This is a genomic window from Pseudomonas sp. ICMP22404 (assembly GCF_006227205.1).
Classification (GTDB): Bacteria; Pseudomonadota; Gammaproteobacteria; order Pseudomonadales; family Pseudomonadaceae; genus Aquipseudomonas.
The window spans coordinates 1-23,528 of sequence record NZ_VCNG01000015.1 but is presented as its reverse complement, the minus strand read 5'-3'; the positions used below and the strand labels follow the sequence as shown (position 1 = coordinate 23,528).

Sequence of the window (23,528 nt, the reverse complement as noted above, 5' to 3'; positions counted from 1 at the left end):
CTCAATGGCCTCCCGAACGTCGATTGCGCCGCGAAGACAGGCGGTCGATAAACAGATTCACGCCGATGGTCAGGGTGCCGATGGCCAGTGCCGGAATCACGATGGCCGGCGCGCCCTGGTTAAGGCCGCCAATGTTCTCGCGCACCAGGGAGCCGAGGTCGGCGTCCGGCGGTTGCACGCCCAGGCCGAGGAAGCTCATGCCGCTGAGCAGCAGCACGATGAAGCCGAAGCGCAGGCCCAGGTCCGCCAGCACCGGGTTGAGCATATTGGGCAGGATTTCCACGCAGGCGATGTACAGCCGACGCTCGCCACGGGTGCGGGCCACTTGCACGTACTCCAGGGCCTCGATATTCACCGCCATGCTGCGGGCGATACGGAACGCCCCCGGGGTGTAGCTCAGTACCGCCGTGCACACCAGCAAGGTCACCGACGAGCCGAACGCCGAAACCATGATCAACGCCAGCATCTTGCTCGGAATCGAAATGAACGCGTCCATCAGGCGGCTGATCAGTTCGTCCAGCCACTTCGGTGAAACCACCGAGAGCAACGCGCAAGTGGTTCCCAGCCCGCTCGCCAGTACCGCGGCGACCAACGCCAGGCCCACGGTGAATTGCGCGCCGACCAGGATCCGGCTGAGCATGTCACGGCCCAGGTAGTCGGTGCCCAGCGGGTAAGCGGCACTGAAGCCGTCGAAGACATTGTCGGACACCACTTCCCCCACCGGGTGGGGTGCCAGCCAGGGGCCGAAAATCGCCACCAGCAACCACATGACACACATCACGGCACCGATCAGCCCAAGCCAGGACGAACCATGAGCGTCTTTGCCCAATGCCAGTGCTACCGCCGCAGTCGGGGATTTCACAATGGGATTGTTCATTGGTTTCTCAGCCTCGGATTGGAAAGGATCGCGCACAGGTCGGCAATCAACACCAGCGACAGGTATGCGGTACAGAACAGCATGGTGCAGGCCTGGACCAACGCCATGTCACGGTTGGTCACGGCATCGACCATCAGGCTGGCGATGCCGGGATAGTTGAAAATCGTCTCGACGATCACCACGCCGCCCAACAGATACGACAGGCTCAAGGCAATGGCATTGGCAATGGGCCCGATGGCGTTGGGCAGCGCATGACGCAGCACCACCCGCACCGGGCTCACGCCCTTGAGACGGGCCATTTCCACGTAAGGACTGTCGAGTTGATCGATCACCGCCGCCCGGGTCATGCGTGCCATCTGCGCAACGATCACGCAACACAACGTCATCACTGGCAAGGCGTAGGTCCGCATGAATTGCAACGGCGAAGTGATTTCACTGGAATACGACAGCGCTGAAAGCCAGCCCAGGTTCACGGCGAAAATCAGCACCGCCAGGGTGGCCACCAGGAACTCCGGCACAGCCACCATCATCAGCGTGAAGAAGCTCACGAAACCGTCGATGCGACCGCCGCGGCCCATGGCCGAACCGATGCCCAGGACCAGCGCCAGCGGCACCGACACCAGCGCCGTCGCGATCGCCAGCATCAGGGTGTTGGGTACCCGTCCCGCCATCAGTTCCGCAACCGACGTGGCATTGGACGCCGACACCCCAAGGTCGCCGCTGAGCAGGTTCGTCAGCCAGTGCAGGTAACGCAACACACCCGGCTGATCCAGCCCCATTTTCACGCGCAGCGCCGCGACCTGCTCTGGCGTGGCGAATTGTCCGAGGGCCTGCTGTGCCGCGTCTCCCGGCAATACCGCCGTGATGGCGAACACCACCATCGATACAATCAGAAGGGTCACGATCGCTGCACCGAAGCGCCGGCCGATCAACCACAGTGTGTTGCTATTCATCGCCCTATCCTCGTGCACTGTCAGCCAGCGAAACACCGACGCTCATCAAGCGTCCAGCCAGACCTGCTCGGCGAACATGTAGCCCATGAAGCCGCCCAGCGGGTTGGTGCCATAGCCCTTCACGCGCTGGTCGACGCCATCGATGTTGCTGATGAACACCGGGATGCCGATACCGCAGTGATCATGCACCAGGGTCTGCATGTCGGCGTACATCTTGCCGCGTTTGGCTTCGTCGGTTTCGCCCCGGGCCTGTATCAGCAGCTGATCGAACTGGGCATTTTTCCAACCGGACTCATTCCACGGTGCCGTCGACTGGAAGAACTGCGAGAACAGCATGTCGGCGTTGGGCCGTGGGTTGATGTTGCCGAAGCTCAACGGATGCTTGGCCCAGTGGTTGGACCAGTAGCCGTCGCTCGGCAGACGGTTGACGTTGAGCTTGAGCCCAGCCTCCTTGGCCGATTGCTGCAGCAGCACCGCAACGTCCACCGAACCGGTGGCAGCCGGCGAACACATTACCGGCATGCTGATGCTTTCCATGCCGGCCTTTTTCAACAGGAAGCGAGCCTTCTCCGGATCGTAGGTCCGTTGCGGCAGGTCGGCATTGTGGAAACGCGAACCGGGGGCAATCGGATGGTCGTTGCCGACCCGGGCAAACCCGCGGAAGATCGCCGACTTGACCTGTTCCCGGTCCAGCAGCAGCTTCATGGCTTCGGTGAATTCCGGGTTCTGCCCGGGCATCTGGTCCTGGCGAATGATCAAGTCAGTGTAGTTACCCGACGGCGAGTCCACGACCCGGTGGGTGGTGCTGTCCTTGATGCGCGTCGTCGAGCGAGGGTTGACCTCGTTGATGATCTGCACGTCGCCCGAGAGCAGCGCGTTGACCCTGGACGGCTCGTCGGCAATGCCGATGAACTCGATCTCGTCCAGGTACGGCAAACCGGGTTTCCAATAGTTGGTGTTGCGTGCACCGATGGACCGCACCCCCGGCTTGAACTCCTTGACCTTGAACGGACCTGTACCGACACCCTGGCTGAAGTCGCTGGTACCTTCGGGCACGATCAGCATATGGGAAACAGCGAGAATCGATGGCAGCTCGGCATTCGGGCCACTCAAGCGGATCTGCACTTCATGGGTGCCGTTGGCCTTGACCTCGGCAAACTGCTCGGCCAAGGGCAGGACCTTGGATCCGGTAATCGGATCCTTGTGTCGCAACAGGGAATACACCACATCAGCGGCGGTCAGGCCCTTGCCGTTGTGAAACGTCACTTCCTTGCGCAGGGTAATCACCCAGAGCGTGGCGTCAGTGGTATCGATGCGCTCGGCCAGCTCCAGTTGCGGCACCATGTGGCTGTCGAAACGGGTCAGGCCGTTGTAGAACATGTAATGGCGCACGTAGTCCGTGGAGGATGAACCCTTGGCCGGATCCAGCGTATCGGAGGTGGAGCTGGAAATACCGGCGACGCGAATGCGCCCACCCGGCTTGCCCTTGCCAGGGCTCGCGGTTTCGTCGGCCAGCAGTTTGCCAGCGGCGCCGAACAGGCTGCCGGCCCCTGCCGCGGCCACCCCGGCCAAGCCCAGCATCTGCAGCGCATGACGGCGCGACATGCCCCGATTGAGCCCTTCAAAAACACGCAGACTGTCTGTACCGGTAATCAACTGGCTATCAATGCTGCTCTTAGTGTCAGTCATGTCAGTTCTACCTTTCGCTCATGGTAAGGGCTCGGTTGCGCACGGTTGACGCAACGTGGATGAAACGTAAAAACAACGTCATATGAATCAGTGGAGATAGTCCTGCAGGCGGTAATACGCGCCTACCAGCGGCAAGAACCAGGGCTTGCCGAAATGCCCGGGAATCGCCGGCCAGTCGAGCTCGCGCCACGGATTGGCCTCAGCCTTGCCAGCCATGACCTCGGCCATGACCTGCCCCATGTGCACCGACATCTGCACGCCATGGCCGCTGTAGCCCATGGAGTGATACACCCCGCCATGCTGGCCGGCCCGGGGCAACCGGTCGGACGTCATGTCCACCAATCCGCCCCAGCAGTAGTCGATCCTGACGTTGGCCAGTTGCGGGAACATCCGCACCATCGCCGCCTGCAGCACCTTGCCGCTCTTGGCATCGGAAACACTGTCGGACATGGCAAACCGCGCACGCCCGCCAAACAGCAGACGGTTATCCGGGGTCAGGCGGAAGTAGTTGCCGATCATGCGACTGGTGACATAGGAGCGGCGCGCCGGCAGCAAGCTGTCGATCAGCGCCTGGGGCAACACCTCGGTGGCGATCACGAAACTGCCCACTGGGACGATTCGCCGCCGATACCAGCCCAAGCCGCCATGCTGACTGGCACCGGTCGCCAGCAAGACCTGCGAAGCGTGCAGTGTTCCCTTGCTGGTGTTGACCTGATAACCACCGGCGCTGGCCTTCCAGTCCTTGACGGCCACGCCCTGGAAAATCAACGCGCCGTGACGCGCGGCGGCCTCGGCCAAGCCGACGCCAAAGCGCCCGATGTGCATCTGCACACCATTGCGCTGTAGCAGGCCGCCATGAAACTGGTCGGACTTGACCTCCGCCCGCGTCTCTTGGGCGGACAGCAGCTCGACCTCGGCATCGACTTCCTTGCGGATCAACTCACAGGTGCGTGCCAATCCTTCGTAGTGCATCGGCTTGGCGGCGAGTTTGAGCTTGCCGTTGCGCTTGAGGTCGCAGGCAATCCCCTCCTGTTCCACCAGCGCGACGACGCTCTGCACGGCGCTCTCGTAGGCCTGGTAATACGCCCGCGCTTTATCGGCGCCGAGACTGGCGGTGAGCGCCGCGTAATCCTGGGCGACGCCGGTGCTGCAATGCCCGCCGTTACGCCCCGACGCCTCGCCAATCACCCGTCCCGCTTCCAGCACCGCCACGCTGGCCCCCTTCAGGGCCAGGGCACGGGCGGCCGCCAGCCCGGTGAAACCGCCACCGACGACGGCGACATCGACCTGCCTCGGCAACCCGCCGAGTTGAGCACCTGTGAAGGCCGGTGCGGTATCGAGCCAATAGGACTCACTGCCCATGTCTAACCCCTTTCGCCTTGGAAAGTGCGTGCGTCTCAGAGCCCGACCAGAGCGGCCAACCCACCGATATCGGGAATCTGGTGATAGCCATAGATCGCGTTGCCCGGCTGCTCGTGACCACGGGCAACAAAGGCCTTGTTCTTGATCTTCATGTCATGGGCAGGCATCAAGTCGTAGCGGAAGCTGGACGATACGTGCAACACGTCTTCCGGCCCGCAGCCGAGGTTATCGAGCATGAATTCGAAGGCCGCCAGGCGCGGCTTGTAGGCCTGTGCCTGCTGGGCGGTGAAAACTTTATGGAAAGGCGCGCCGAGCTTGTCGACGTTGGACATGATCTGCTCGTCCATCGCGTTGGAAAAAATCACCAGGGGGATCTTGTCGGCGATTTTCGACAGGCCCGCCGGCACATCGGCGTGAGGGCCCCAGGTCGGCACGGCGTCGTAGTAGAGCTGACCTTCGCCCCGATACTCAACACCCCAGCGCTTGCAGACGCGGGCCAGGGAAGTCTTGATGATTTCATCATAGGGGCGCCAGTCACCCATCACTTGATCCAGGCGATAAGCGGCGAAGTCCTTGACGAACTGATCCATCTGCCCGGCATCGACACGATCGGCGAACAGCTCGCGGGTCATGCTGCCCATCTGGAAGTTGGTCAACGTGCCGTAGCAATCGAAGGTGATGTACTTGGGTCGAAGAAAGCTCATGGGTGCGGTCCTGAATGGTTGTTGGAGGCATGAACGTGGCAAGCATCGGCGCCATTCGTTAAGCACCGGCACAACGCTGCATCACATTTTCATTACAACACCATGAGACCGTGGATAATCGGTTAAAAATAGTGGCGGCTTGGTACAAACCACCGTTTTGCGGGGCTCCCTCAGCAGACTTTGCGGGATGCTCCAGGCACGGGCGTTGCGCCCATGTTTCAGTGGGTTTGCGGGCAGTTCTGGTGCACCAAACGGCACGGCGGCAAGCTGTTTGCGGCAGAATCTGCGCAGGAACCGGGGGCGTTTCAGCATCTTTGTCGAACGGGCTGACGCCATCGCGAGCAGGCTCGCTCCCACAGGGATTTGGCTTGGATCACAAAGCGCGATGGCTCCCAGAATTCCATGTGGGAGCGAGCCTGCTCGCGATGGCGGTAGCACTGTCAAAAGACAGCATGGCGCTGCCTTCGATCAGGCTTTCAACTCAGCTTCCAGGAAGCTGACCAACGCCTGGACCCGCGCGCTGCGCACTTTGCGCGAAGGCACCAGCAGGTTGATGGGGGCGCTGTCGAATTGCCAATCGGCGAGCACCCGTACCAGCCGCCCGTCGGCGATGGCCCTGCTGACATCCCACTGCGAACGCAGCACCAGCCCCAGCCCTTCTTCTGCCCAACGCCGCGCCACGCTGCCATCGTTGCTCAATAAAGCCGGTTTGATCCGCAGCGTCTTGTGCTGCTGATCTTTACGCAAGTGCCACAGGGTGACGTCCTCGTCGTTTTCGCGAATGCAAATGCAACGATGATCAGCCAGTTGCTCGGGCGCTGACGGCGTGCCGTTCAGCGCCAGATAGGCGGGACTCGCGCACAGCCACCGATCATTTTGCGTGAGGGTCCGGGCGACCCACTGGCTGTCGCTGAGGTTGCCGATGTGAATCACCGCGTCGCTGTCATGCCGATCCGGCCAAGGCGTTTCCCGCAGATCCAGGTGCAGGCACAGCTGCGGATGCAACCTGGCGAAACGCGCCAGCAACGGCGCGAGGCGCTGGCGCCCATAGCCGAACGGCGCCGCCAGCCTCAGGGTGCCGACCAGTTGATCATCCTGCCGCCTGAACGATTCGGGGAGGGCCTCAAGCTGTTCCAGCAACAGCGCGCTCTGACGGGAAAAACGCTCGCCGTCGGCGGTCAGGCTCAGGCGCCGGGCATCGCGATTGGCCAAGGTCAGCCCGAGGACGCCTTCCAGCTTGCGCAGACGCATGGACAGCGCCGGTGGCGAGACATCCAATGCCCTGGCGGCCGCGCTCAAAGAGTCGCAACGCGCCAGTGTCGCGGCCATTCGCAGGTCTTCGATGCTGATCATTCAGTTCAACTTAATGATTGATGACACCGCATTGAACCATGACTTCACGACGCCTGAGTAGAGTCGACCCCGTCTTCCACCACCGGGCCCTGCCATGCCAGCCTCGACCGCTTCCCTCGACACCCCCGCCGCGCTCATCGATCGGCCACGCATGCAACGCAATATCCAGCGCATGCAACAACGCATGGACGACTTGGGCGTGCGCTTGCGCCCCCACATCAAGACCAGCAAATGCCTGCAGGTAGTGCAGGCCCAAATTGCCGCTGGAGCCAGCGGTGTCACGGTGTCCACCTTGAAGGAAGCGGAGCATTGCTTCGCCAACGGCATCCAGGACATTTTCTATGCCGTGGCCATCGTGCCCGGCAAACTGGACCAGGCCCTGGCGCTCAGGCGCAAAGGCTGCCAGCTGAGCATCCTGACGGACAGCCTGGTGGCAGCCCGGGCGATTGTCGATTTCGGCCAACGTCACGACGAACCCTTCGACGTATGGATCGAGATCGATTGCGACGGCCATCGCTCCGGCGTGCGCATCGAAGACGGAGCGCTCGTCGATATCGCACGAGCCCTCGGCGAAGGTGGACAGCGGCTTTGCGGCGTCATGACCCATGCCGGATCCAGCTACGAGCTGGACACCCCCGAGGCGCTGCAAGCCCTGGCCGAACAGGAGCGGCAGGTCTGCGTCAGCGCGGCCCGACGCATCCGCGACGCCGGGCTGGCATGTCCGCAGGTCAGCATCGGCTCGACGCCCACGGCCCTGTCGGCACTGAACCTGGACGGCGTCACCGAGGTTCGGGCCGGTGTGTATGTGTTCTTCGACCTGGTGATGCACAACGTCGGCGTTTGTCAGGCGGATGAGTTGGCGCTGAGCGTGCTGACCAGCGTCATCGGTCATCAGCCAGACAAGGGCTGGATCATCACCGATGCCGGTTGGATGGCGATGAGTCGTGACCGGGGCACTCAGCGCCAGCAGCATGATTTCGGCTATGGGCAGGTATGCACCGACGCCGGCGACTGGATCGAAGGGGCACGGCTCACCGGCGCCAATCAGGAACACGGCATCGTCACCCTGTCAGGTGCCGAGCACGTCGACATCACAGCGCGCTATCCCATCGGCAGCCGCCTGCGCATCCTGCCCAACCACGCCTGTGCCACCGGCGCCCAATTTCCCCATTACTGCGCCTGTGATGACACTGGCCAAGTCCAACTCTGGAGTCGCCTGCATGGCTGGTGAAATCGAGACGATCCGCACAACCGATGCCGCCCTGCCGGGTGGGCATTACGCCCAGGCGGTTGCGCACCAAGGCGTCTTGTACGTGTCCGGGCAACTGCCGGTGCACGCCGATGGCAGCCACAGCGTCGAGCAACCGTTCGACGTGCAGGCCGCCCTCGCGCTGGACAACCTGCTGGCGATTCTCGCGGCGGCCGGCCGACAGCCAAGGGATCTGCTGAAGGTGACCGTCTACGTTGCGGGCATCGAACACTGGCCGGCTTTCGACCGTGTCTACGCTCGTTATCTCGGTGAGCACCGGCCCGCACGCGCCGTGGTGCCGGTTCCAGCCTTGCACCATGGCTACCTGATCGAAATCGAAGCGCTGGCCCGTATATGAAGCGCAGCAAGGGGTCAGGTGAGCGCAGTGCGCGTTTTGTCCGGTTAGCCCGGCAGATTCAGCAGATTCTCCTTTGCCAACCTCAAGAACGGCACATCCCATCAGGGTCGCTTTGTTAGTTTATTTGAGCAGGCACAGCCTCACGATCTGCTGCTGGCAATGTCCTCACTGCTCTATGGGAGCCCGTTGCATGACAACCCGATCTTCTGACAGCTACCTCGACCCACAGACTTTGGGGCAGCTTTATATCAATGGCGCCTGGTCGTTTCCGGCGTATCCGACCACGCTGCCGGTGATCAACCCGGCCACCGAGGCGATGGTCGCCGAAGTCGCCCAAGGCTCCTGCGCGGACGTCGACCGGGCGGTAGCGGCGGCACGGGCGGCGTTTCCCGGCTGGTCCACGACCGCGGTCGCATCCCGTGCGCAGGTCCTGGGCAAGATCCATGAACTGATTCTGGAACGACAAGAGCAACTGGCCCAGGTGCTCTCCCTGGAGATGGGCGCGGCCATCGGTTTCGCACGAGCCATGCAGGTCCCTCTGGCGGCCGAGCACGTGCGGGTCGCCCGTGATCTGCTGTCCACCTACAGTTTGCGCAACGTCGAAAACGGTACGGCCATCCAGCGCGAACCCATTGGCGTCTGCGGGCTCATCACGCCGTGGAACTGGCCGCTTTACCAGATCACCGCCAAGGTCGCCCCGGCGATTGCCGCCGGCTGCACTGTGGTGCTCAAGCCCAGCGAACTGTCCCCCCTGAGCGCCCTGCTGTTCGCCCAGTTGCTGCATGATGCAGGTCTTCCACCGGGCGTGTTCAACCTGGTGAATGGCAGCGGCGCGGACGTCGGCGCAGCCATGGCCGCCCACCCCGATATCGACATGATCTCCATCACCGGCTCCAACCGCGCAGGCGCGCTGGTGGCCCAGGCTGCCGCCCCGACGGTCAAGCGCGTCACCCAGGAACTGGGCGGCAAGTCACCCAACGTATTCTTGCCGGACGCCGACTTCACCAAAGCCGTGCCACCCGGCGTGATGTCTGCGTTTCGTAACGTCGGCCAGTCATGCAGTGCACCGACCCGGATGATCGTGCCGCGCAACCGGCTGGCGGAAGTCGAAGTCCTGGTCACCGCCACCGTCGACGCGATCATCGTCGGCGATCCTCGGTCGGAAGAAACGCAACTCGGCCCCATCGCCAACGAAGCCCAGTTCAATCGCGTGCAGGCGATGATCGAGGCAGGCCTGAGTGAGGGCGCCAAGCTCCTCTGCGGCGGCCCAGGACGAGTGCCAGGGTTTGCGAAAGGCTTCTACGCCCGCCCAACGGTCTTCTCCGAAGTGGATAACGCCATGCGCATCGCCCAGGAAGAAATCTTTGGCCCGGTGCTGTGCCTCATCCCCTACGACACGGTGGAAGAAGCCATCGCCCTCGCGAACGACACCGTCTACGGCCTCAGCGCCCATGTGCAAGGCCAGGACCTTGAAGCTGTACGCACCGTGGCCTCGCGCATCCGCGCCGGGCAGGTGCTCTTGAACTACCCGGCGTGGAACCCGTTGGCGCCGTTCGGCGGCTACAAGCGCTCGGGCAATGGTCGGGAATACGGTGTTCATGGGTTCGAGGAGTACACGGAGGTCAAGGCGATTGTCGGGTTTGGTTGATCGCCCTACTCCTCGGACCGACCTTTGCCGGCACGATCATGCTCGTATCGTGTCAACGGAAACGCCGGCAGCCAGGCCTCGCGTCGCGAGGTCCAGCATTCATAGCTAGGCATCAATTGGTCAGGGGCATCCAGGCTGCCCAGGTTCACTTCGATCTCGTCACCGCTGCGGGCAAAGACCGGCGAGCCGCAGCGGGGGCAAAAGAATCGACCGGCGTAGTTGCGGGTATCACCTTCGACCTTCACTGCTTCCTGGGGAAACATGGCTGCGGCGTAGAAAAGCGCGCCATGGTGCTTGCGACAGTCGAGACAGTGGCAGAGGCCTACCCGGTAGGGGCGCCCCGTGGCTTCGATGCGAACGTTGCCGCACAGGCAACCGCCGGTGAATCGGTCCATGGAATGTCTCCTCTGCAATCGAGCGGTGTAAATCTTCGACCGTCCTCGTCGCTACGGGTTTAATCCATTGGTGCCCGGCAAGTCAGGCTTCTGTCTACACACCACTTCGATCAACAACCGGCGCATGCCGCGCCATCAGTTCCACCATCCATTCGATGAACACCCTCAACCTGGCGCTGATATGCCGGTTCGGCGGATAAGCCAGGTAGAGCGGCATCGGGTCGATTCGCCACGTTTCGAAAAGCGGCACCAGCTCGCCGTTGGCTTCGTGGGGCCTGGACATGTACGTGGGTAGCCACAGCACCCCCAGCCCCGCCAGGCCCGCCGCGAGGTAGGCGTTGCCGTCGTCGACCGCCAGGGCGTAGCGCCCGTTGATGTGCAGGTGTTCATTGGCGTTGTGCATGGCATAGGGCACGGCTTTGCCAGTGCGGGCCCAGAGGAAGCCGACGATACGATGCAGGGAGTCTTCGAGGTCTCGTGGATGCGCGGGCGTGCCGACGCGTGCCAGGTAACTCGGCGCCGCGAAGACGCCCAGCTCAAGGTCACCGATGCGCCGGGCGATCAGCGACTGATCCGTCAGTTCACCACCGCGCACCACGCAATCGACGTTTTCATCGATGATGTCCACGATGCGATCGCTGACGCCCATGTCGATCTGGATGTCCGGGTATCGCGCATGGAACGTCGGGAGCGCCGGCATCAGGATCAGCGCAGCCAGCGGGCTCGGGACGTCTACCCGCAACCGGCCCCTGGGCAGTGCCTGGGCCTCGGACAGACTGGTTTCGGCATCCTCCATGTCGGCCAGCAGCCGCAGCACCCGTTGGTAATAGACGGCGCCCTGGACAGTGACGTTGACTTTACGTGTCGTGCGGTTGAGCAGCTTGACCCGCAGGCGCGCCTCCAACTGCTGCACCAACTGGGTCACGGTGGTCTTGCTCATGTGCAGGGTCTCGGCGGCCTTGGTGAAACTGCCCGCCTCCACCACCCGGACGAATGCCTGCATCGCATCAAAACGATCCATTGCTGCTCCGCGTGTCGATGATTGTTTGGATTTTACAAACAGTGATCGCCAAGGTTGCGCGTTTATCCCCAGGGCACAAGCCCCTAGAGTGACTTCATCGTTGTTTCCCTGGCTGATGACCGATGGAGGTTCCCATGACACCGCGTGATGTAGTTTTCCCACCTGGACGCCAAGCGCTTTACGAGCGTAATCGTTATTCACCGGCGATCCGGTCCAATGGTTTTCTCTTCGTATCGGGGCAAGTCGGCAGCACCGACGACGGTTCACCTGAGGCCGATCTGGAGGTTCAAGTCCGGCGTGCATTCACCAACCTGGAAGCGATTCTCGCCGCGGCCGATTGCAGCTTTGACGATGTGGTGGACGTGACCGTTTTCATGGTCGACCCCGAATCGAAGTTCGAGAAGATCTGGAAGGTGGTGCCTGAATTCTGGGGCAACGCGCCGCACCCGACACTGACGGCGGTGGGGGTGACGTGGTTGTATGGGTTCGAGTTCGAGATCAAGGTGATTGCCAGGTTGCCTGACGCTGGGCGGTGAATCAGTGATGACGCCATCGCGAGCAGGCTCGCTCCCACAGGGAGTTGCGGTGTGCTGTGGATACCGGGCCCACTGGAGATCCATTGTGGGAGCGAGCCTGCTCGCGATAGCGGTGGGTCAGCTGGCATCGAGGCTGGATGTGCCGACGCCTTCGCGGGCAAGCCCGCTCCCACAGGTTTTGGGTGTGCTGCGGATATCGGGTCCACTGAATATTTACTGTGGGAGCGAGCCTGCTCGCGATGGCGGTGGGTCAGTCGCCAGCCGGTTAGCCTTTCAGCGCCGCTTCAATCGCTGCGACGTCGATCTTGGTCATCTGCATCATGGCCTCGAACGCGCGCTTGGCGGCGGCTTTGTCGGGGCCGGCGACGGCGTCGGTCAGGACGCGCGGGCTGATCTGCCATGACAGGCCCCACTTGTCCTTGCACCAGCCGCAGACACTTTCCTCGCCGCCGTTGCCGACAATCGCATTCCAGAAACGGTCCGTTTCAGCCTGGTCATCGGTGGACACCTGGAACGAGAAGGACTCGTTGTGCTTGAACACCGGGCCGCCGTTCAGCCCGATGCAGGGAATGCCCATCACCGTGAACTCCACCGTCAACACATCGCCTTCCTTGCCCGATGGATAATCGCCAGGCGCGTGATGAATGGCGTGTACTGCGCTGTCCGGAAACGTCGCAGCGTAGAACTGCGCCGCCTCCACAGCATCACCTTCGTACCAGAGACAGATCCTGTTCTTGTTATTCATCCGGCTTCTCCGAGAGGGATTGGTCGGTGCAGTCTAGCAGCGCACCTTTTCCAGGATCGATCAGGTGATGAACGGCTTTTTGCACTTGCAAGACGTTCCGACTCGTCGCGGCTATCGAGCAATCGTGCCGAGAGATTCGGCGACCGCGCCCCGGCTACACCCTCACCCGCTCCCCATGCTTCATCATCCAGCGAATCAGGTGCGTCATCGATACCTGATGCTGCTGGATAACGCACTCACCGCCTTGTTCATGGCGGTAGCGTTCGACGTAACGGCTGAGCAACACATGATCGCCATCCTCCGCCAACCGTAGCTCTACCTCGCGGCACTGCAGACCACCCTGGCCGAGCGCCTTCACGCTTCGCCGCAGAACCAACGCATCGTTAGTCATCGGCCTGCCCTCCCTCGCATTGGGCGGTCACCGCTCCCAGTTTGCCTTGCGCGACAACATCGGCGCGCTGCTGCGCCACGGCGTCGCGCAGGGCCACGTAGTAATCCGGCTGGGTGCGAAGTTGGTCGGTCAGCGGCAGCGCCTGTGCGCGGCCATCGACGATGCCGCCTGCGGTATTGATCGTGCCCAGGGTATCGACAGTGCTGCTGTCGCCGCCAAACGGGTCGACCACGAAACTGATTACCTTGCCGGTGGCATCCCTCAGGTTGGCCGTCCCCAGCAGAGGCAGTTCCACCGTCGGCCCCGGGGCGATGTTCCAGACGCCGAATGTCTGGCCAAAATCAGCCTCGTGGCGCTCGATACCGAGTTTGCCCGATACATCGATCAAGCCGACGATGCCGGCCGTGGTGTTGATGACAAAACGCCCCAGGGTGTTGACCGAGCGCTGCGCATTGCCTTGCAGCAGATCGTTGATGAACACCTTGGGCTCACCGAAGTTGGCCACGAAGTTGTGCATGCCGGTCTGCACGGCATCCGGAAGATGGCGATAACCACGGGCGATGGGGGCCAAGGCGTAGTCGTCTACGGTGCGGTTGAAGCCGAAGATGCCGCGGTTGATGGGCTGCCCGGGATCGTAAACGGTGTACGGAACACTCTCGCAACTGCCAGGTTTTGCAGCGGGCGTGCTGGCGCAGCCGCTGGCGAGTGCTGCGAGCATGATGACCACGGAGTGACGAACGCGGAGCGAAGCGGGATCGGTGAGCGGCATACGGGGCTGTCTCGGCAAGGAATGGGCGACGCCAGTCAGTCGAGGAATGAAGCCATTCACAGTTCCCGTGGGAGCCAAGCTTGCTCGCGATAGCGGTGGTTCAGCCAACATCTTTATCAACTGACCAGCCACTATCGCGAGCAAGCTCGGCTCCCACAGGTTCTGCGCTCAACGGGACGGGCATTGAGCAATCCTGCCGCTGTTTTTTTGCCTGGAGATTTCCAGAATATTGCCCGCCGGCAACTTTATTGCAGGATTGAAATATATGACGCAGGGCGTGGATTGACCCTAGTATCGCTCCCTGTATTCATGACCCGACGTGCCCCCACCGTGAGCCATTTACTACTGGTGGACGATGACCTCGAAGTCCTCGCCCTCTTGCGCAAATTCCTCGAACAACATGGCTACAGCGTCGACGTGGCCGCCGACGGTGCCGCCCTGTGGCAGGCGGTCGAGCGCCAATTGCCGGACCTGATCATCCTTGACGTCATGCTGCCAGGAGACAACGGCCTGGTACTCTGCCAGCGCCTGCGGGCCGAACACAGGGTCGGCATCATCATGCTCACCGCCATGGGCGAGTTGAGCGACCGCGTCGTCGGCCTGGAGATGGGTGCTGACGATTACCTGACCAAGCCTTTCGACGCGCGGGAGTTGCTGGCCCGGGTGCGGGCCGTGCTCAGGCGTACCGCCGAAGCCAGGGGCACGCCGAACGACGCCTCGCGACCGGTCCTGGAGTTCGAAAAGTGGCAGTTGGACGTCACCCGGCGTGAATTGCGCTCACCGGATAAGGTCATGATCCCGCTTTCGGCGGGCGAGTTCGAATTGTTGCTGGTGTTCGCCGAACACCCGCGTCGGGTGCTGAGTCGCCAGCAGTTGCTGGACCTGGCGCGCGGCGAAACCTTCGACGCGTTTGACCGGAGCATCGATGTGCAGGTCAGCCGCTTGCGTCGCAAGCTGGAGACCGATATCAGCGGCGCGTCGATGATCCGCACCGTGCGCAACAGTGGCTACTACTTCAGCCCCCACGTGGTGAAACGATGAAACCGCCGAGCCCTGGCACTCGCCGCCCGCGCGATACCCTGGCGCGCTGGATCGCCCTGACCACCCTGGTTGCCATGCTGACGCTGCTGGCCCTGAACGCGTTGTTCAGCCAACTGGCCGGAGCCTGGGCACGCCCGCCCCTGATGGAAACCGGCCTGTTTGAAAAGATCTCCGCCATCGCCCGCATCATCGACTCGGTAGCGCTTGAACAGCGGCCCGCCATTGCCAAGGCCGCCAGTGACCGGGAATTTACCACCCAATGGCTGCAAGACCATGCCGAGGCGCGAGTGCCGGTGGTCGACGACGACCCGGAATACAGCGACGGCGTGGCACGGCTGCGCCAGCAACTGGGCAGGTCCGATGCACGGATAGAAGGCTACGAGCCGAGCGACTGGCCCGCCGACCAGCCCGGCGGGCGCTACGCCGCGCTGATCGAGCTGAGCGACCATTCATGGGTGATGTTTTCCATGCCCGCGCGCAACTGGGGCCTGGAGGAGTGGGAGCGCAATCTGATCATCATCGCGCTGATCCTGCTGTCGGCATTCATCGTCGCGCTGGTTGCCACCCGGCATCTGGCCGCGCCGCTGGAGCGCTTCGCCGAAGGTGCCAGGCGTTTCGGCATGGACCACAAGGCACCGCCCATTCCGGTCATCGGCCCCTACGAAATCCGCCAGGCCATTCTCGCCTTCAATGCCATGCAGGCCCAGCTCAAGCACTTCATCGAGGATCGCACGCAAATGCTCGCCGCCATCTCCCATGACCTGCGCGCGCCCTTGACCCGCATGCGGCTGCGCGGGGAGTTCATCGAGGACACCGAGCAGCAATCCCGATTGTTCAGGGACGTGGACGAGATGCAGACGATGGTCAATTCGGCCCTGGAGTTTTTCCGCGACGATGCACGGCTCGAACATGCCACCGCCTTCGATCTGGCTGAGCTGCTGCACACCGTCGTCGATGACTTCAAGGACGCCGGCAGCGAGGTTACCTTCGAGGGCGCCCCCCGCTTCGTTTACGTAGGTAGGCCTATCGGGCTCAAGCGAGCGTTGGTGAACCTGATCGACAACGCGATCAAATATGGCGCAGAGCCCGGTGTTCAGCTCAAGGCCTGGAGCGACCGCGTTGAAATCCGCATTCTGGACCGGGGTCCGGGCATCGAGGCCCGCTACCACGAACAAGTCTTCACCCCGTTCTTTCGTCTCGAAGGCTCACGGAACAAGAACACCGGTGGCGTCGGGCTCGGCCTCTCGGCGGCGCGGGCGACCGTGCTAGAACACGGTGGAACATTGACCCTCGGTAATCGGCGCGATGGTGGGCTGGAAGTGACGATTTCGCTGCCATTGAGCTGACCACTGCGGGCCCGTTGGCAAACAAAGCCTAAACAACCGGGGCCATCCTCGGTAGGATGGCCGGCCTTTCCGCCTGGACCCGCCCTGGAATCGCCCCGATGATCCTGATTGTCTACGCCCACCCCTACCCCGACCAGTCGCGGGTCAACCAGCAGATGCTCGAACGGGCCTCCAGCCTTCCGGACGTGGTCGTACGGTCCCTCTATGATCTCTACCCGGATTTCGACATCGACGTCGACGCCGAACAGCGCGTCGTCGAGCAGGCGGACCTGATCGTCCTCCAGCACCCGATGTACTGGTACAGCATGCCGCCCCTGCTGAAATTGTGGATCGACAAGGTGTTCACCCATGGTTGGGCATACGGCAAAGGCTCCACGGCCCTGAAGGACAAGAGCCTGCTGTGGGCCGTCACCACCGGTGGCGAGCCGGACCATTTCGAGATCGGTGCCCATCCGGGCTTCTCCGTGCTGGCCCAGCCCCTCCACGCAACGGCTGTCTATTGCCGCATGCGCTGGCTGGATCCGGTCGTCGTCCATGGCGCCTATGCCGCTGAATCGCATTCCCAACAAGCACAGATCGAACACTACCGCGCCCGCCTGGCCTCCTGGAAGGAAGATTGAAATGGAGACTCATAGCCTGATCGAGATGCTCATCTACCTGGCCTCGGCAACCTTGATCGTGCCGATTGCCGTCAGGTTGGGCCTGGGACCGGTGCTGGGCTACTTGCTGGCCGGGTGCGTCATCGGCCCCTGGGGCCTGAAGCTCATTACCGACGTCAAGGCCATTCTGGAATTCGCCGAAATCGGCGTCGTGCTGATGCTGTTCATCATCGGGCTTGAGCTCGACCCCAAACGGCTGTGGGCGTTGCGCCGGATGGTGTTCGGTGGCGGAGCCTTGCAGATGCTGGCTTGTGGCGCTGCCATCGCGGTGTTCTGCGCAGCCCTGGGCCTGAACTGGACGGCCGCGTTGCTGGTCGGCCTGACCCTGAGTCTTTCCTCCACGGCCATCGCCATGCAGGCGATGAATGAACGCAACCTGACGGCAACCGCCGTTGGCCGCAGCAGCTTTGCCGTGCTGTTGTTCCAGGACATCGCGGCCATTCCCCTGGTCGCCATGATCCCCCTGCTGTCGGCCCACGGTGAAACACCGTCAGGCACTGCCCTGGCGCTGTCGATCGTCAAGATCGTCGCGGCCATCAGCGTCGTCGTGCTACTGGGACGCTATGTGACACGGCCATTGCTGCGCTTCGCCGCCCGCTCGGGCCTGCGGGAGATCTTCAGCGCCGTGGCACTGTTCCTGGTGTTCGGCTTCGGTTTTCTCTTGGAAGAAGCTGGCCTGTCGATGGCCATGGGCGCCTTCCTCGCCGGGGTGCTGCTGGCCAGTTCCGAATACCGGCATGCCCTGGAAAGCGACATTGAACCGTTCAAAGGCCTGCTGCTGGGGCTGTTCTTCATCGGCGTCGGCATGTCGATCGACTTCGGCACCCTGATCAACGCACCGTTGAAGGTCACCACCCTGACCCTGGGCTTCATCCTGATCAAGCTGCTGGTGATCAAGACCGTGAGCCGGTTTCTCAATGTCCCCGCGGGCCAACGCTCATGGCAGGCGGTGTTGCTGGGCCAGGGCAGCGAATTCGCCTTCGTGGTGTTCGGCGCCGCGACGCTGGCTGGCATCCTGACCGATCAGTGGGGCAAGAGCCTGACGCTGGCGGTGGCCCTGTCCATGTGCCTGACACCCTTGCTGATCCTGCTGCTGGGTCGACTGGAATCCGTCACCAAGAAAAACCACGAGGAATCCGACCTCGTCGATCAGCAGAATCCACGCATCATCATCGCCGGGTTCGGTCGCTTCGGGCAGATCGCCGGCCGCTTGCTGATGTCCTGTGGCGTCGAGGTGGTGGTTCTGGATCACGACCCCGACAACATCGAGACGCTGCGCAAATTCGGCGTGAAAGTGTTCTACGGCGACGCCACGCGCCTTGACCTGCTGCACGCCGCCGGCGCGGCCCAGGCCGTCGTGCTGATCAATGCCATTGACGATCAGCAGGACAACCTGACGCTGACCCGGCTGATCCAGGAGCATTTCCCCACCTTGAAGCTGATCGTGCGGGCGCGGGACATGGGACACCTGATCACCCTGCGGCAGATGGGGGTGGAGGCGGCCGAACGGGAAACCTTCGAAAGTGCGCTGTCCTTGGGCCGACGCGCGTTGATGCAGATGGGCGTCGGGGCTTACGAAGCCCGCGAACGGGCGGATCAGTTCCGTCGCCTGAACCTGCAAATGCTGGAAGAAATCGTCGCCCAGCCGGAAGATGACCTCAAGTTCCGGCACGATGCCTACCGCCGCGCCAATGCGCTGCTCACGGACATGTTCAACGAAGACCGCGCGCGCCCCGTCGACCGCTGGCCTGAACATCATCGCAACGAGACGGATGAGGCGCGTAGCTGAGGTCGCTGCAATGGCCGACGGGCTCGACATCGGAAGATGGCGAGACGCCGGGACTCCAGGCGGCTTAGGCCAATGCGTCCAACTCGGCCAGCATCGGCGCCGGAATCCGCAGCTCGCTGGCCGCGAGGTTTTCCCGCAGGTGCGCCACCGACGATGTACCTGGAATCAGCAGCAGATTCGGCGCACGTTGCAGCAGCCACGCCAGCGCAACGCACAGCGGTGACGCCTCCAGGCGCGCCGCGACGGTGGAGAGGGCCTGTGATTGCAGCGGTGTGAAGCCACCCAGAGGAAAGAACGGCACGTAGGCGATGCCCTGCCGACCGAGATCGGCGATGAGTGACTCGTCACCTCGATGGGTCAAGTTGTAGTGGTTCTGCACACACACCACGTTGGCGATGCCCTGGGCTTGCTTGACCTGCGCAGCCGTGACGTTGCTCAACCCCAGGTGGCGGATGAGACCCTGGTGCTGCAACTCAGCCAATGTAGAGAACGACTCCTCGATGGAGCCCTCCGTAGGCGCTTGCATGTTGCCCCAGGCCCGCAGGTTGACTACGTCCAATGCGTCAACACCCAGGTTGCGCAAGTTGTCGTGGACGGCCTGGGTCAACTCGGCGGGGCTCAGGGCGGGATTCCACGAAGCGTCGGCGCCACGGACGGCACCCACCTTGGTGACGATCACCAGATCACTGGCATAAGGGTGCAGTGCTTCGCGAATCAGACGGTTGGTGACATGGGGCCCGTAGAAGTCAGCGGTGTCGATATGGTTGACCCCAGCCGCCAAGGCTTCACGCAGCACGGCGAGGGCCGCTACCGGGTCTTTCGGTGGCCCGAACACGTGAGGCCCCGCCAGTTGCATCGCGCCATAGCCCATGCGATTGATCTTGCGGTCGCCCAGTAAAAAACTACCTGCCTTGTCTACCCTGCTCATCGCGAATACCTCGAATTAAATGCGTGAGCCGACTATAGGCGTTGACCACTCCACTGATAATCAGGTGCAATCCGCACAGGTTGTACGGTACAGAGAACACTATGACGGATATCCAGGACCTGCTGTCCTTCGTGGCCGTGGTCAATGCAAAAGGGTTTCGGGAAGGCGCTCGGCTGAGCGGTAAGTCCGCCTCCAGCCTCAGCGATGCGGTACGAAGGATGGAAACTCGGCTTGGCGTGCGCCTGCTCAACCGCACCACCCGCAGCGTGGTGCCGACCGAAGCCGGTGCCCGACTGATGGAGCGCATCGTGCCGGCCCTGGGTGAAGTCGAGTCCGCGCTGGACGTGGTCAACGAGTTCCGTGATCGTCCTTCGGGCACCCTCAGGCTGAATGTGCCGGTCAGTGCAGCGACGCTGGTGTTGCCGTCGATCATCACTCCGTTTCTGAAAAGTTACCCCGATATTCGCCTGGAGATCATCACCGAAGAAAGCTTCGTCGACATGCTCGCGGCCGGTTGCGATGCCGGTATTCGCTACGACGATCGCCTCGAACAGGACATGATCGCCATTCCCATCGGTCCACGCGTGCAGCGTTTCGCAACGGCCGCCTCACCGGCCTATCTCCAGGCCAGGGGACGCCCTGCTCATCCTCGGGACCTGCTCCAGCACGCCTGCCTGCGGGGCAAGTTCCCCAGTGGGGCCATGCCGCTCTGGGACTACGAACGTGACGGCGAAACCGTCAGCGTGGACCCGGGCGGCCCCTTGGTTTTCCGCGTGGCAGGCGCGGTGGACCTGGCCATCAAAGCTGCGCTGGATGGCTTGGGGGTGATCTATCTGTTCGAGGATTGGCTCAAACCCTACCTGGACAGCGGTGCGCTGGTGCCGGTGCTGGAGCCCTGGTGGCAGGGCTTCAGCGGGCCGTACCTCTACTACCCCGGCCGCCGTTACCTGCCCTCGCCATTGCGGGCTTTCGTGGACTTCATCAATGAGAACCGAGGGCACTGACCCTCCGTTGTACTGCTCATCCTGCTCCGCACAGACGGCTACAGCCGCTCGTCTCCCCGTTCCGAAGATTTTCGAACCAAGCCCCTGCGCACGGCTCGGACCTACATGACACCACTGAAATCAGTGATGACGCGCTTGAGCAGTCGAGACTCGAACGGCTAGCGCGACGGTCCGTTGCGTTTCGATTCCGGGAGTTTTCGCCATGTGTGAGGGTTTTGTTCAGCACGTTTCCTCAAAGGACGCCCTGGCGTATTTCGCCCAGCGAGACACCCCGAGAGGACGTTTCGATTCCAGCGTGACGCACCTGGACTTGTACAGGATGGTACCCGCCAGGCCACAGGAGCGGCACAACCTGATCAAGCCGAACATGCAGGTCAGCGCCATTCGCCGCCGTGGCGGGCACTTGGAATCCATCAAGGTTCGTTGGGGCTGGTCACCCATCTGGTCGGTGGGAACGATGCCTCCGCTGACGCATCTGCCGCTGCATCTGGTGATGCGCTCCAAGGTCTTCGAACCTATCAAGGGCGAAGGCCGCGTGCTGGTGCCCGTGGAAGGCTGGTACGACTCACAAGCGCCCTGCGACTCAGCCCAGGCGCAACCCTTCAGCTATACGACCTCACGGCAGCCGGCGCCGATTTTCCTGGCGGCCCTGGCCCAGGCCAGCGAGACCTCCTTTGGCTGCGACGGCCTGGCCCTGGTGACTTATGGCGATATTGCCAGCCAACAGCAACGCGTACTGGCCTTGAGCACAGACGAAGCACTCGATTGGCTGGGACCTGAGTTCGGTTGGGAGCAGGCACAACAATGGGCCGAGCGCCTGAACAGCGTGGAAGCGCACCTTGAACCGGCGATGACAGCCCAGGTCCAGGCCAACCTTTGACCCTGGCCCCGGAGGGAGGTAAATCATGTACGTGATCATGGGAGGTACCGGGCATGTAGGCTCGGCCACCGTCCAGGCATTGCTGGCCCAGGCAGAGCCGGTAATTGTCCTGACCCGCAACGCCGCCCATGGGGAGGAGTGGCGCGCCAAAGGCGCTCGGATCGTCGAGGCGGATGCGCAGAGTGTGGAATCGCTGCGGGCCGCCTTGCGACTCGGGCACCGGGCTTTCATCCTCAACCCGCCAGCCCCTCCGAGTACCGATACCGATGCGGTGGAACGGCACACTGTGGCCAACATTCTCGCCGCGCTGGACGGCTCGGGCCTGGAGAAGATCGTCGCCCAGTCCACCGCCGGTGCCCAACCCGGCGAGCGTCTCGGCGACCTCAGCGTCTTGTGGGAGCTGGAAGAAGGCTTGCGCAATCAGTCGATCCCGGCAGCGATCAATCGCGCCGTTTATTACATGAGCAACTGGGACGGCGTGCTCGACACCGTCCGCGCTACAGGCAAGCTGCCAACCCTGCTTCCCGCAGACCTGGCCCTGCCCATGGTCGCTCCCCAGGACATGGGCGAAATAGCAGCGGCGAGGCTGTTGTCGCCAGTGACCGATGTTGGCGTTCGTTATGTGCAAGGGCCTCGCCTGTATTCACCCAACGATGTTGCGCAGGCTTTTTCCAAGGCGCTCGGTCGGCCGGTCGAGGTGCAGGTGATACCGAGGGACCGTTGGGAACAGGCCTTCCTGGAGCTCGGTTTCAGCCCTGCCGCCGCGCAATCCTATACTCGGATGACCGAGGTCAGCGTCGACAGCGGCTTCGAGATTGTCGAGGATGGGCTGCGCGGCACCACCACGATCGAAGCCTACATCCGGGCGCTGGTGCGAAACGAGGATAGATAAGGAAACCGGGAACGGCGCACCAATGGACGGTAGACTGCGTCTTTTTCCTTTCCAGCATGAGGCACCGCATGGCTAACCCAGACATCACGTTCACTCCCGACCCGGATGCGGACTCCATTTCTTCCGACGTCGCCGGCTTCGGCGGCCTGCTGGTCACTACCCAGATCCCGACCCGCGCCGACGGCAGTTTGGAGCTGGGCGACATCACCCTGCAGAGCGAATGCACGTTGCAAGCGCTCAAGACCGCGCTGGAACGTGCCGGCAGTTCCCTGGACCGGGTCTTGCACCTGACCATCTACCTCACCGACATGACCGAACGCGCCGCCTTCAACGAAGTGTACAAACGCTTCTTCGCCAAACCCTGGCCGGTCCGCGCTGCGATCGGCGTGGCGGCACTGGGGGTCGAGGGCATGCGGGTGGAAGTCACGGCGATGGCGGCCAAAGGCTGAAACGCTCCTCGCACGCTTGCTTGCAGTGGGGTCGATTGTGCCGACGCCATCGCGAGCAGGCTCGCTCCCACATGAGTTTTCCCGGCGGTCACAGAGCCAACGTATCCCGCAGACCCCACAGTTTTTCTGCGGCGCCCCGCAAATCCTGTTGACCACAAATTCCCCAGTGGGAGCGAGCCTGCTCGCGATGGCGGAGTGTCTGTCACGCCGCTGTTGAATCTGCCATCGCCTTCGCGGGCAAGCCTGGCTCCCACCGGCCTGGTGGCGCCCCGCAAAGGTTACGAGCAACCCAAATCCAATGTGGGAGCGAGCCTGCTCGCGATAGCGGAGTGTCTGTCACGCTGCTGTTGAATCTGCCATCGCCTTCGCGGGCAAGTCTGGCTCCCACCGGTCTGGTGGCGCCCCGCAAAGGCTGCGTGCAACCCAAATCCAATGTGGGAGCGAGCCTGCTCGCGAAAGCGGAGTGTCTGTCACGCCGCTGTTGAATCTG

At 62.6% G+C, this 23,528-nt stretch carries 24 protein-coding genes; 12 read left to right on the top strand and 12 right to left on the bottom strand.

The genetic code is table 11. The features are described 5' to 3' along the window. Position 1: 1 nt before the first annotated feature. From FGE05_RS22885 to FGE05_RS22860, 6 genes are all read right to left on the bottom strand, one after another. Positions 2-877, bottom strand: coding sequence for an ABC transporter permease (locus tag FGE05_RS22885; protein WP_139648523.1), 876 nt, complete (start codon positions 875-877; stop codon positions 2-4). Continuing rightward, on the bottom strand, positions 874-1,830 hold the full coding sequence (locus tag FGE05_RS22880) for an ABC transporter permease (protein WP_139648521.1): 957 nt from the start codon (positions 1,828-1,830) through the stop codon (positions 874-876). The genes FGE05_RS22885 and FGE05_RS22880 overlap by 4 nt, the downstream gene beginning before the upstream one ends. A 45-nt stretch (positions 1,831-1,875) precedes the next feature. After that, on the bottom strand, positions 1,876-3,519 hold the full coding sequence (locus FGE05_RS22875) for an ABC transporter substrate-binding protein (RefSeq protein WP_139648519.1): 1,644 nt from the start codon (positions 3,517-3,519) through the stop codon (positions 1,876-1,878). A gap of 87 nt (positions 3,520-3,606) precedes the next feature. Continuing rightward, positions 3,607-4,881: an FAD-binding oxidoreductase gene (locus tag FGE05_RS22870; RefSeq protein ID WP_139648517.1), complete on the bottom strand. Its 1,275-nt coding sequence runs from the start codon at positions 4,879-4,881 to the stop codon at positions 3,607-3,609. Between the two features lie 35 nt (positions 4,882-4,916). Continuing rightward, a complete protein-coding gene (locus FGE05_RS22865) occupies positions 4,917-5,585 on the bottom strand; it encodes a haloacid dehalogenase type II (protein WP_139648515.1) in 669 nt (222 codons plus the stop codon). A 468-nt stretch (positions 5,586-6,053) separates the two neighbouring features. Then, positions 6,054-6,938, bottom strand: a complete 885-nt coding sequence (locus FGE05_RS22860) for a LysR family transcriptional regulator (RefSeq protein WP_139648513.1) — start codon at positions 6,936-6,938, stop codon at positions 6,054-6,056. 94 nt (positions 6,939-7,032) lie between these two features. Between FGE05_RS22860 and FGE05_RS22855 the strand changes: the two genes are divergently transcribed. The 3 genes from FGE05_RS22855 (at position 7,033) to FGE05_RS22845 (ending at position 10,193) form a co-directional block, all read left to right on the top strand. After that, on the top strand, positions 7,033-8,169 hold the full coding sequence (locus tag FGE05_RS22855) for a DSD1 family PLP-dependent enzyme (RefSeq protein ID WP_139648511.1): 1,137 nt from the start codon (positions 7,033-7,035) through the stop codon (positions 8,167-8,169). Then, a complete protein-coding gene (locus FGE05_RS22850) occupies positions 8,159-8,545 on the top strand; it encodes a RidA family protein (protein WP_139648509.1) in 387 nt (128 codons plus the stop codon). Before FGE05_RS22855 ends, FGE05_RS22850 begins: the two co-directional genes overlap by 11 nt. Before the next feature lie 190 nt (positions 8,546-8,735). After that, positions 8,736-10,193, top strand: coding sequence for an aldehyde dehydrogenase family protein (locus tag FGE05_RS22845; protein ID WP_139648507.1), 1,458 nt, complete (start codon positions 8,736-8,738; stop codon positions 10,191-10,193). 5 nt (positions 10,194-10,198) lie between these two features. On the opposite strand, the gene FGE05_RS22840 is transcribed toward FGE05_RS22845, so the two are convergent. Further along, complete coding sequence (locus tag FGE05_RS22840) at positions 10,199-10,588, bottom strand: GFA family protein (RefSeq protein WP_139648505.1); 390 nt, start codon at positions 10,586-10,588, stop codon at positions 10,199-10,201. A gap of 94 nt (positions 10,589-10,682) precedes the next feature. Then, the gene (locus tag FGE05_RS22835) at positions 10,683-11,609 is read right to left on the bottom strand and encodes a LysR family transcriptional regulator (RefSeq protein WP_139648503.1); all 927 of its coding nucleotides are present in this window, start codon (positions 11,607-11,609) and stop codon (positions 10,683-10,685) included. 134 nt (positions 11,610-11,743) lie between these two features. Here FGE05_RS22835 and FGE05_RS22830 point away from each other — a divergent pair, with 134 nt between their 5' ends. Next, the gene (locus tag FGE05_RS22830; protein ID WP_139648500.1) at positions 11,744-12,145 is read left to right on the top strand and encodes a RidA family protein; all 402 of its coding nucleotides are present in this window, start codon (positions 11,744-11,746) and stop codon (positions 12,143-12,145) included. A 265-nt stretch (positions 12,146-12,410) separates the two neighbouring features. Here FGE05_RS22830 and FGE05_RS22825 read toward each other — a convergent pair whose 3' ends face one another. The 3 genes from FGE05_RS22825 to FGE05_RS22815 all read right to left on the bottom strand — a co-directional run bounded on the left by FGE05_RS22825 (position 12,411) and on the right by FGE05_RS22815 (position 14,050). Beyond that, positions 12,411-12,890 (bottom strand): VOC family protein, encoded by a 480-nt coding sequence (locus tag FGE05_RS22825; protein ID WP_139648498.1) that lies wholly within the window; start codon positions 12,888-12,890, stop codon positions 12,411-12,413. A gap of 154 nt (positions 12,891-13,044) precedes the next feature. Further along, positions 13,045-13,281: a hypothetical protein gene (locus tag FGE05_RS22820; protein ID WP_139648495.1), complete on the bottom strand. Its 237-nt coding sequence runs from the start codon at positions 13,279-13,281 to the stop codon at positions 13,045-13,047. Beyond that, on the bottom strand, positions 13,274-14,050 hold the full coding sequence (locus FGE05_RS22815; RefSeq protein WP_139648493.1) for a VacJ family lipoprotein: 777 nt from the start codon (positions 14,048-14,050) through the stop codon (positions 13,274-13,276). The genes FGE05_RS22820 and FGE05_RS22815 overlap by 8 nt, the downstream gene beginning before the upstream one ends. A gap of 330 nt (positions 14,051-14,380) precedes the next feature. Between FGE05_RS22815 and FGE05_RS22810 the strand changes: the two genes are divergently transcribed. From FGE05_RS22810 to kefC, 4 genes are all read left to right on the top strand, one after another. Continuing rightward, complete coding sequence (locus FGE05_RS22810) at positions 14,381-15,091, top strand: response regulator (RefSeq protein WP_047700760.1); 711 nt, start codon at positions 14,381-14,383, stop codon at positions 15,089-15,091. Next, the gene (locus FGE05_RS22805) at positions 15,088-16,437 is read left to right on the top strand and encodes an ATP-binding protein (RefSeq protein ID WP_139648491.1); all 1,350 of its coding nucleotides are present in this window, start codon (positions 15,088-15,090) and stop codon (positions 16,435-16,437) included. The genes FGE05_RS22810 and FGE05_RS22805 overlap by 4 nt, the downstream gene beginning before the upstream one ends. A 98-nt stretch (positions 16,438-16,535) precedes the next feature. Next, the gene (gene kefF / locus FGE05_RS22800) at positions 16,536-17,057 is read left to right on the top strand and encodes a glutathione-regulated potassium-efflux system oxidoreductase KefF (protein ID WP_139648489.1); all 522 of its coding nucleotides are present in this window, start codon (positions 16,536-16,538) and stop codon (positions 17,055-17,057) included. 1 nt (position 17,058) lies between these two features. After that, positions 17,059-18,885 (top strand): glutathione-regulated potassium-efflux system protein KefC, encoded by a 1,827-nt coding sequence (gene kefC, locus FGE05_RS22795; RefSeq protein ID WP_139648487.1) that lies wholly within the window; start codon positions 17,059-17,061, stop codon positions 18,883-18,885. Between the two features lie 64 nt (positions 18,886-18,949). Here the strand turns inward: kefC and FGE05_RS22790 are convergent, their stop codons facing one another. Further along, positions 18,950-19,813 carry an aldo/keto reductase family oxidoreductase gene (locus tag FGE05_RS22790; protein ID WP_139648485.1) on the bottom strand — a complete coding sequence of 288 codons (864 nt, stop codon included), beginning with the start codon at positions 19,811-19,813 and terminating at the stop codon, positions 18,950-18,952. A gap of 101 nt (positions 19,814-19,914) precedes the next feature. On the opposite strand from FGE05_RS22790, the gene FGE05_RS22785 reads away from it, so the two are divergent. The 4 genes from FGE05_RS22785 (at position 19,915) to FGE05_RS22770 (ending at position 23,038) form a co-directional block, all read left to right on the top strand. Beyond that, the gene (locus tag FGE05_RS22785; protein WP_139648483.1) at positions 19,915-20,817 is read left to right on the top strand and encodes a LysR family transcriptional regulator; all 903 of its coding nucleotides are present in this window, start codon (positions 19,915-19,917) and stop codon (positions 20,815-20,817) included. Positions 20,818-21,019: 202 nt separating this feature from the next. Continuing rightward, the gene (locus FGE05_RS22780; protein ID WP_139648481.1) at positions 21,020-21,697 is read left to right on the top strand and encodes an SOS response-associated peptidase family protein; all 678 of its coding nucleotides are present in this window, start codon (positions 21,020-21,022) and stop codon (positions 21,695-21,697) included. Positions 21,698-21,722: 25 nt separating this feature from the next. After that, positions 21,723-22,589 (top strand): NmrA family NAD(P)-binding protein, encoded by an 867-nt coding sequence (locus FGE05_RS22775; RefSeq protein ID WP_139648479.1) that lies wholly within the window; start codon positions 21,723-21,725, stop codon positions 22,587-22,589. A gap of 68 nt (positions 22,590-22,657) precedes the next feature. Further along, positions 22,658-23,038 (top strand): RidA family protein, encoded by a 381-nt coding sequence (locus tag FGE05_RS22770; RefSeq protein WP_139648477.1) that lies wholly within the window; start codon positions 22,658-22,660, stop codon positions 23,036-23,038. The last annotated feature ends 490 nt before the right edge of the window (positions 23,039-23,528 follow it).